This is a genomic window from Micromonospora coerulea (genome assembly GCF_016598485.1).
Taxonomy (GTDB): domain Bacteria; phylum Actinomycetota; class Actinomycetes; order Mycobacteriales; family Micromonosporaceae; genus Micromonospora; species Micromonospora coerulea.
This window is the reverse complement of sequence record NZ_JAEMUW010000011.1, coordinates 211288-218073: the sequence shown is the minus strand read 5'-3', so window position 1 is coordinate 218073 and position 6786 is coordinate 211288. Positions and strand designations below refer to the sequence as shown.

At 65.8% G+C, this 6786-nt stretch carries 6 protein-coding genes; 4 read left to right on the top strand and 2 right to left on the bottom strand.

The genetic code is table 11. The annotated features are described in order from the left end of the window. The first annotated feature begins 163 nt into the window (after positions 1-163). Both I8N68_RS16710 and I8N68_RS16705 read left to right on the top strand, forming a co-directional pair. Positions 164-589, top strand: coding sequence for a DUF6924 domain-containing protein (locus I8N68_RS16710; protein WP_200210910.1), 426 nt, complete (start codon positions 164-166; stop codon positions 587-589). A gap of 1325 nt (positions 590-1914) precedes the next feature. Further along, positions 1915-2472: a DUF2321 domain-containing protein gene (locus I8N68_RS16705; RefSeq protein WP_200210909.1), complete on the top strand. Its 558-nt coding sequence runs from the start codon at positions 1915-1917 to the stop codon at positions 2470-2472. 240 nt (positions 2473-2712) lie between these two features. On the opposite strand, the gene I8N68_RS16700 is transcribed toward I8N68_RS16705, so the two are convergent. Beyond that, positions 2713-3252: a DinB family protein gene (locus I8N68_RS16700; protein ID WP_307812847.1), complete on the bottom strand. Its 540-nt coding sequence runs from the start codon at positions 3250-3252 to the stop codon at positions 2713-2715. A gap of 416 nt (positions 3253-3668) precedes the next feature. On the opposite strand from I8N68_RS16700, the gene I8N68_RS16695 reads away from it, so the two are divergent. Continuing rightward, positions 3669-4064 carry a hypothetical protein gene (locus tag I8N68_RS16695; RefSeq protein WP_200210908.1) on the top strand — a complete coding sequence of 132 codons (396 nt, stop codon included), beginning with the start codon at positions 3669-3671 and terminating at the stop codon, positions 4062-4064. A gap of 757 nt (positions 4065-4821) precedes the next feature. On the opposite strand, the gene I8N68_RS16690 is transcribed toward I8N68_RS16695, so the two are convergent. After that, positions 4822-5655, bottom strand: a complete 834-nt coding sequence (locus I8N68_RS16690; protein ID WP_200210907.1) for an SMI1/KNR4 family protein — start codon at positions 5653-5655, stop codon at positions 4822-4824. A 287-nt stretch (positions 5656-5942) separates the two neighbouring features. Here I8N68_RS16690 and I8N68_RS16685 point away from each other — a divergent pair, with 287 nt between their 5' ends. Beyond that, entirely contained in the window at positions 5943-6692 is a 750-nt protein-coding gene (locus I8N68_RS16685) for a DUF4839 domain-containing protein (RefSeq protein ID WP_200210906.1), read from the top strand. Positions 6693-6786 lie beyond the last annotated feature (94 nt).

Here is a 6786-nt window from a genome sequence, read left to right as displayed (position 1 = left end):
GCGGCTGTCCCGCCACCAGCGGGAACGGCGCGCAGCGCCTGTTCGCACGGCGTCTCAGGCTGCCACCATTCAGGGGTTACTTGACGTCGTTTCACGGTGTCTTGTGCCCCATGTGTGCCCCAGAGCGTGGTCAGCCGGGCGGAGGGCTGAAAGCATCCTCGTCGTGATATCTCTACCTCAGCCCGACGACCTCACGTCGCTGGTTCTCCGTACGGACTTCACCGACGACGCTGCGTGGGAAGCCCTGAAGACGGCCTTGCACACCTGGGAGAGCCACGACAGCGCAACCTTCGTTAGCGATCCGAACTACGCGAGCCTGGGCCTCCAAGAGCTGGTCGACGCGGAAAACGCCGCGAGCCACGAGGATAAGCTGATCTACCTCTTCCTCGCCGATGCGACCACGATGACCGACGTCGGACGCCCGCTGCTCGTCGTCGATCTGGCCCACGAGCCCGGCCGCACCTTCCGGGTGCCGCCCCGCTGGTTCGCGGACGTCTCGGCCAACCTCACCATCGCGAATCTGGACTTTGATGAGTTCGCTGACGCCGCCGACAGCTCCGACACGTACCGGGGCCTCGACGGAGACTAAGGCCCTGGTCTGGGCCTTCGCGTAAAGGTGGTAACCGGAATCGAAACTGCACTGTCAGCTTGGGAATCGGATTGAGGCGCGGCCTTCGAGCCTGGTCTCGGCTGGTCATGCAGCACGGGGCCGGCGTGGCTCAGCTCTGAGACAGACCTCGGCTGGCCGGTGTTGTCCGCTGTGTCGGGCACGGATCGGGCACGGCCTCAGGTCGCCGGCGGCAGCCGCACTCGAATGACCCAGCATCGACGGTAGCGAGGCTGGTCGCAGGCCCTCTCACACCGCTGGCGTTAGCCCAACACGCCGGGGATTGCCCTGCGCGGTAGATCACAATCTTGGTCCACTGCCGACTGCTTGTGACGAGTTATCCACAGCGCCTCAGTGGCCTCGTCCACACAAGGCGGTCGAACATATGTACAGCAAAGTCCCTGATAGGAGACAGAATCTCATACGCTCCGTCACCGCCACGCTGAGTTATCCACCGGTCTACACACAGGACCCTCCACAAGATGGAGGGGGCGAGTCTCGCGCGCACGGCAACATCTAGGGAATCGCATGCTTGAGATAGGACTACCCAGCGTGCACACTGCTGGAAGCACGACAACCCGGCAAGGTGCCGGGTCGGGCACCTAACCGGGTCGACGTTGTACTTGGCGGTAGGCGGGCGACGATACCACTGCGCTTTATCCCGCGCGAGCGGGTCGGGGACAGTGGCTTCTTCCGGGGTACCCCGTGCGGAAACCGAAAGGAACAACATGGCGAACAAGGCCATGCGGCCGGCGAGCCCGGCCAAGCCCCTGCGGCCGACCACTCCGGCGAAGCCGGTCATCCGGCCGGTGCCCCAGCCGGTCACCCGGCCGACCTCCAAGCCGGCGGTCCGGCCGACCGGTAAGCCCGTGATCGTCAACCCCGGTACGCCCGCTCCGAAAAGCGGTCAGTACAAGCCCACGAAGGGCGGCCCGGAGGTGACGGTCCCCAAGGGGCATCGGATCCCACCGACCCCTAACGGTGGGCCGTCCAAGTTGGTCGACCCGACCAAGAACAAGTCCGGCAGGTAGCTCGGCCCGGCTTCGGCCGGTCCTGGCTCTGACTCAAAGAAGGCCCGCCCAGCTCCCTGGGTGGGCCTTCCCCTCGCGACGAAACGACCCGCCACCGGTACTCCCAAGCCGGGGCACCAGTTCACCAACTACAGGTAAGGAAGTACGGGCCGGCCTGGTCATCGGGCCGACCACGCCTTGTCACCTGGGCAGACGTCGTCACCAGTCGTCATCGTTGGTCGCTTCCGATCGACCTCCGACGGCCTGGACCGCTGAGGCCTGGTCGAAAGGGAAGTAATGATCAAGTTTCCTGAAGCGGATCTCACGCAGTACCGCAGCAAGGCAGACCGCTTCCACCACGCCGCAGCCGTATGCCGACGAGGACATGAGCAGACAACCACGCTGTCACCCTCAGACTCGTATCCGGATGACACCAAGTGTCCGAGGTGCGGCGCGCGAGTGCTTCTAGGCTGCACCTCCTGTTCTCTCCGCATTCGAGGACAGTTCCACATCGAGCCGTACATGGCCGAGAAGCACGAACTCGACCCCGATTGGGAACGACCGACGTTCTGCGATGGGTGCGGAGCAGCACACCCCTGGGCGACCCGCGAAGAGCGAATTTTTGAGCTAGAGAACATCCTCGATGAGGAGGAGGACATCGACGAGGCCGACAAAGTCTTCCTCCACGATCGGCTCGCAGAACTTCGCGCACTCGATGACCTGGACGAGCGGCGCGAGCGCCACGTCTGGGCTCAGATTAAACAGCGAGGCGGATCATTCTTGACCTCCGCGCCCGTTATGCAGATTGCCCAGAATCTCATCACCGCCAAGGTCAGGCACGATCTCGGGATCTAGTAACCGTTGACTCCTTGCCCCCCAGGCAACCAACACGGCCCTCCGAACTGGCCTGAAGCATCGGCTGAGCTGCTGAGACGATCCGACTTCGTCCCGACGCGTCCACGGGTGTCCGTCGTGATCGTCACCCAGTTTGTCACTCACTGGCTCCGGGCCGCCCCGGTTCTGCTTCACCGAGGTTCCTCACGGTGTGGTTGCATCCTGGCGGCGGTCCTTATGCTGACCCACCACCCCGGTGGGTCACTGGCCGGTTCGCCCGTCGATGCACTCGCGCAGGAGGTCGGCGTGGCCGGCGTGCCGCGCATACTCCTCGATCACGTGGACAAGCACGTCGCGCGTGGCGTGGCTGCCACCGTCGACCGGCACTTCGCGGCCCAGGTCGGCCTCCTCGAGGGCGTCGAGCCATTCGTCGGCCTTGGCGATCCCGGCCTTCCAGGTTGCGAAGGCGTCCTTCACCACCGCTGGGTCGGGGACCGCGCCCCCGAAGTCCCAATCCGGGTCGTCCTCGTGCTCGTAAAGGCGCGGTGCGTCGGTCCGCCCTTGCAGCACGCGCTGGAACCAGTGGTTCTCCATCTGGGCCAGGTGGCGGACCAGGCCGAGCAAGCTCAGGGTGCTGGGCGGTACCGAGCGTCGGCCGAGCTGCTCGGCGTCCAGTCCGTCGCACTTCATCTCTATGGTCAGACGGTAGTTGCCGAGGTACTCCCGGTAGGTCGCCTTTTCGCCGACGGGCTGGCCGAAGGTCCTGGGGTCGTCCTCGGGGGCGGTCCACAGTTTGCTCACGGCGCCACCCAATCGCGGGCGGACCGCACCAGTCAAGCGAGTTGCGGTGCCCCAACTTCGACGGCCGCCAGGAGGAATTCGATCGCCGCTCGCTCATCGGCTAGAAGCGAATGTTGCCGCATCCGCGTCTTCGGCCAGAGGTTCACATTCGGTAGCCAGCGGATCGGGGACCGCGTAACGCCCGCCGCCGCGCCTCTGGCCTTCGGCCGCCGGCGTATCGCTGGCGGAGCTTGACTCCTTCGTCCCGAACGAATGATCGGCGGGCTGTGAGCTGCCCCTGAGCCCCTGCTGAGCTGCTGCGGCAATCCGCCGTCGTCCGCGTCCGTCCGTCGGCGTGCGTACCGATCGTCACTCAGTTGGTCACCCAAGCTGATCGACTCGGCTTGCTACCAGACGCCATCGCTAGGCTGCACGCCATGACCACACGACCCACGGAGAGGTGGGGCCGCGAGGTGCAGGACCAGAAGGGCCGCATCGCCGCAGGAACCCTCGCTGAGGATGACGCCTACGCCCTGCACCTCTGGCCAGAGGCATTCATCGCCGCTGTCGACACCGCTCTTGACGCCTACGAAGCAGACGTACGCTCGTTCTCGTCACCGTCCGATGACGAGGTCTTCGCATCGGTCGAACAGGTCGTCATGGCTCTCAACGCGATCAATGAGGAACACGGCCGGATCGAGACGAGCGAGCGCGACAAGCTGTGCGAGTACATCGACGACGTCCTGACAGACGCGGGCATTGACGTCGAAGGCCTTACCTCCCGACGCGACATCGAGCGGACCGAACTCACTGACGACTGGCGCGACTGGTGAGACATTGACCCAGCCAGCGGAACCTCGCCATCCCGTCGCCGTCGACCCGCCCTTGTGGGAGCGGGCCGCAGTCGGGGCCGCCACGTCAAGACGGCCTTGACGCACGGACGGACGCTGGCGGTCCCGGCGGCGGTCTGCTCGGCTCGCCCCGGGTCGTCGGCGGTGGGATGGCGCTACCGCAACCACCCGCGGACCGCGACCCGCCGACGGAGCCCGGCCATCCTGGAGCCGGAGCGCCCCCGCCGGAGGCGCAGTGGCCGCAACCCCGCGACCGCCGCCAGCTCGCCGACGCGGCCGGCGTGCGCTCCCCTACGCCGCGCGGGCTCGTGGCCGCGCGGCCCGGCCGGCTGCCGGCCCACCACCTCACCGGTCAACGCTCCTGTCGTTCTGCGGCGGCCCTCCGGGCTTCCCGCTGTCCGCGCCCGCCGCCGGGCGTTCTGGCGTGACGGCCGCAGAGCGATAGCGGCAGCGGCGGCGCGCGCCCAGGCGGCGGCGCGTGCGGCCCGTTGCGGGCCGCCTTGAAGACGTACAGAAACTTTGAACAACGACGCCGTTCCGTCAACCATCATGCGAGACCAGGCATCGCCGGCAGCAGGCTGTCGGGCCCCACTTGATGCGTGACACATCGACTCCACATGACGCGTGACGGCTTCCGGCATGATCGGGCGCCGCTGTTACACGGAGTTACTACTTGACCGGGCGGGACTCGACGTCCCGTCAGAGGCACGCGGTCAGCGGCATGTGCACGTTGAAGTGGTCAGGAGCCAATCCAGGTTGGTGTGCCGTTGTGGGTGGTTGTCGCTAGAACCGTGCAGCCCATCTCGTGAGCGGCGGCTGTGATGACGGCGCGGGCCGTGGCAGCGTCGTCCGGTGGGAACGCGATGCGGATCTGGTGGCCGTACGCGGTTTCGTAGGTCAACAGCCAGTCGCGGTCGATGGCCTTGAAGTGGTCCTGTCGTCCGTGGTCGCTGATGGAGTTGCCGCGGTCCGCCGTGGGGGCGAGGGCAGTGCGGAGGATGTGCAGGCGGTCTTCGTACGGGCGGTCGCTGTCGGACAAACGCACGTAGACGTGGTCACGTTCGCGGGCAACGTCGAACCAGGGAATGGCGTGCGTCTTACCGAGGCCCGGGACGCGGCGACGCCCACTCAGGTGACCGTAGAGCAGGTCGACAGCGCCGGTGTCGTACCGCTCGCAGTGATCGCCGAACTCGAAAACAACGACCGGCCATGTGTCCGGAGTTCCCTCGGTCAGCCAGCACAACATCACGCCGTTCCCGGTAACGGCCCATTGGAGCAGGCCGCCGGGCTCTGGATGCAGCGGGTAGGGAAAATCCTCCGGAAACTCGCTGCGTACATCCCGATACCCGTCGAGGAGTTCGCCGGCCTGCCACAGCAGGTCGGCGTATCGCGACGTTGCTGCGGCGAAGGGCGTGGACAGGGTGATGTCATCGAACTGGCCCAGGCCGTAGGTGACGACCAGCGACCGGTAGTCGGTAGGCAGGGTGACGCCAAGCGTTGCCTCCGCTGCTGCCCAGTCCCCACGCGCGGTGAACCGGCGCTGCCGGCGGCGGGACAAGCGGAGCCAAGTCATCGATGGTTGCCACGGATGAGCAGCCTAGCGTCGAAGCGCTTGCCGCCTGGACTCCCGCCTTACCCCATCCGCCCGTTCACAACGGGTAGCTATCGAGTCAGAGCGTCGTGTCACGCATCAAGTGAAGCCACGACGTAACGCATCATGCGGAGTACGACATCGCCGGCAGCACGCACGCCGGCAGCCGGCCGGTTTAGGCCACCTCGACCCCCGCTAACTTCGCTGAGTCCCTATCCTCGCGAGGAGTCCATGAGCGATGAATCCGATTCGGGGGGTCTGGGAGCCGCATGGCTGACGACGGTGTGCAGTACGAGTTCAAGTCCGTGCAGGCTATCCGCGGCATCGAGGCCAGGTCGATCGCGAAGTGGCAGAAGGCTGGTTGGGAGTTCGTCGACCAGAAGCAGGGGACGTTGCGGACAACGTTGAACTTCCGCCGCCCGAAGCCGAAGGTCCCGTGGGTACTCATCGCCGTGGCGGCCGGTGTCGTCCTGCTCGTGGCCGTCGTCGGCGGAGTCGCCAGCGCGCTCCAAGGCGGAGGCGACAAGGACCCCAAGCCGACCAAGTCGCCGAGCGAGGCGACGGTCGTGGCGAGCGGAAAGCCGTCGGAGACGCCGAAGCCCGAAGAATCGGCTTCAGATGCGTCCGAGGCGGACCGGGTCCTGACGGTCGAGAACAGCAAGGATCTGGCGGCGCTCTTGGCGGTGCGGGACTACTGCGACGAGACGATCGGAACGTTCGCGGCCAAGTACGAGGGCAGGACCATCGAGTTCGATGGTTCCATCGCATCGATGCTAAATCACGGCGATTACAAGACTCGCTACGACATCCTCGTCTCTCCCGGTAAGGGCCCAAAATCTGTGGTTGGGCCCGCATTCAAGTTCGAAGACGTCAACGTCCTTGACCTGCATCTCACGGGCGCGAACATCCCGGATTCCGTAGGTACCGGCGACCTTCTCCACGTTGTTGCTCGGGTTGGCGAGTACAACCCGGACCAGTGCTTGTTCTTCCTTGAGCCGGTCGCTACGAAAATTCGGTAGGCGACGTGAGTCGGATCATCACGGACCGGCGTGCATAGTTCTCGATCTCCCACGTCCCCTGCAGCTCGACCCCCGCCACGGACACGAGGACACC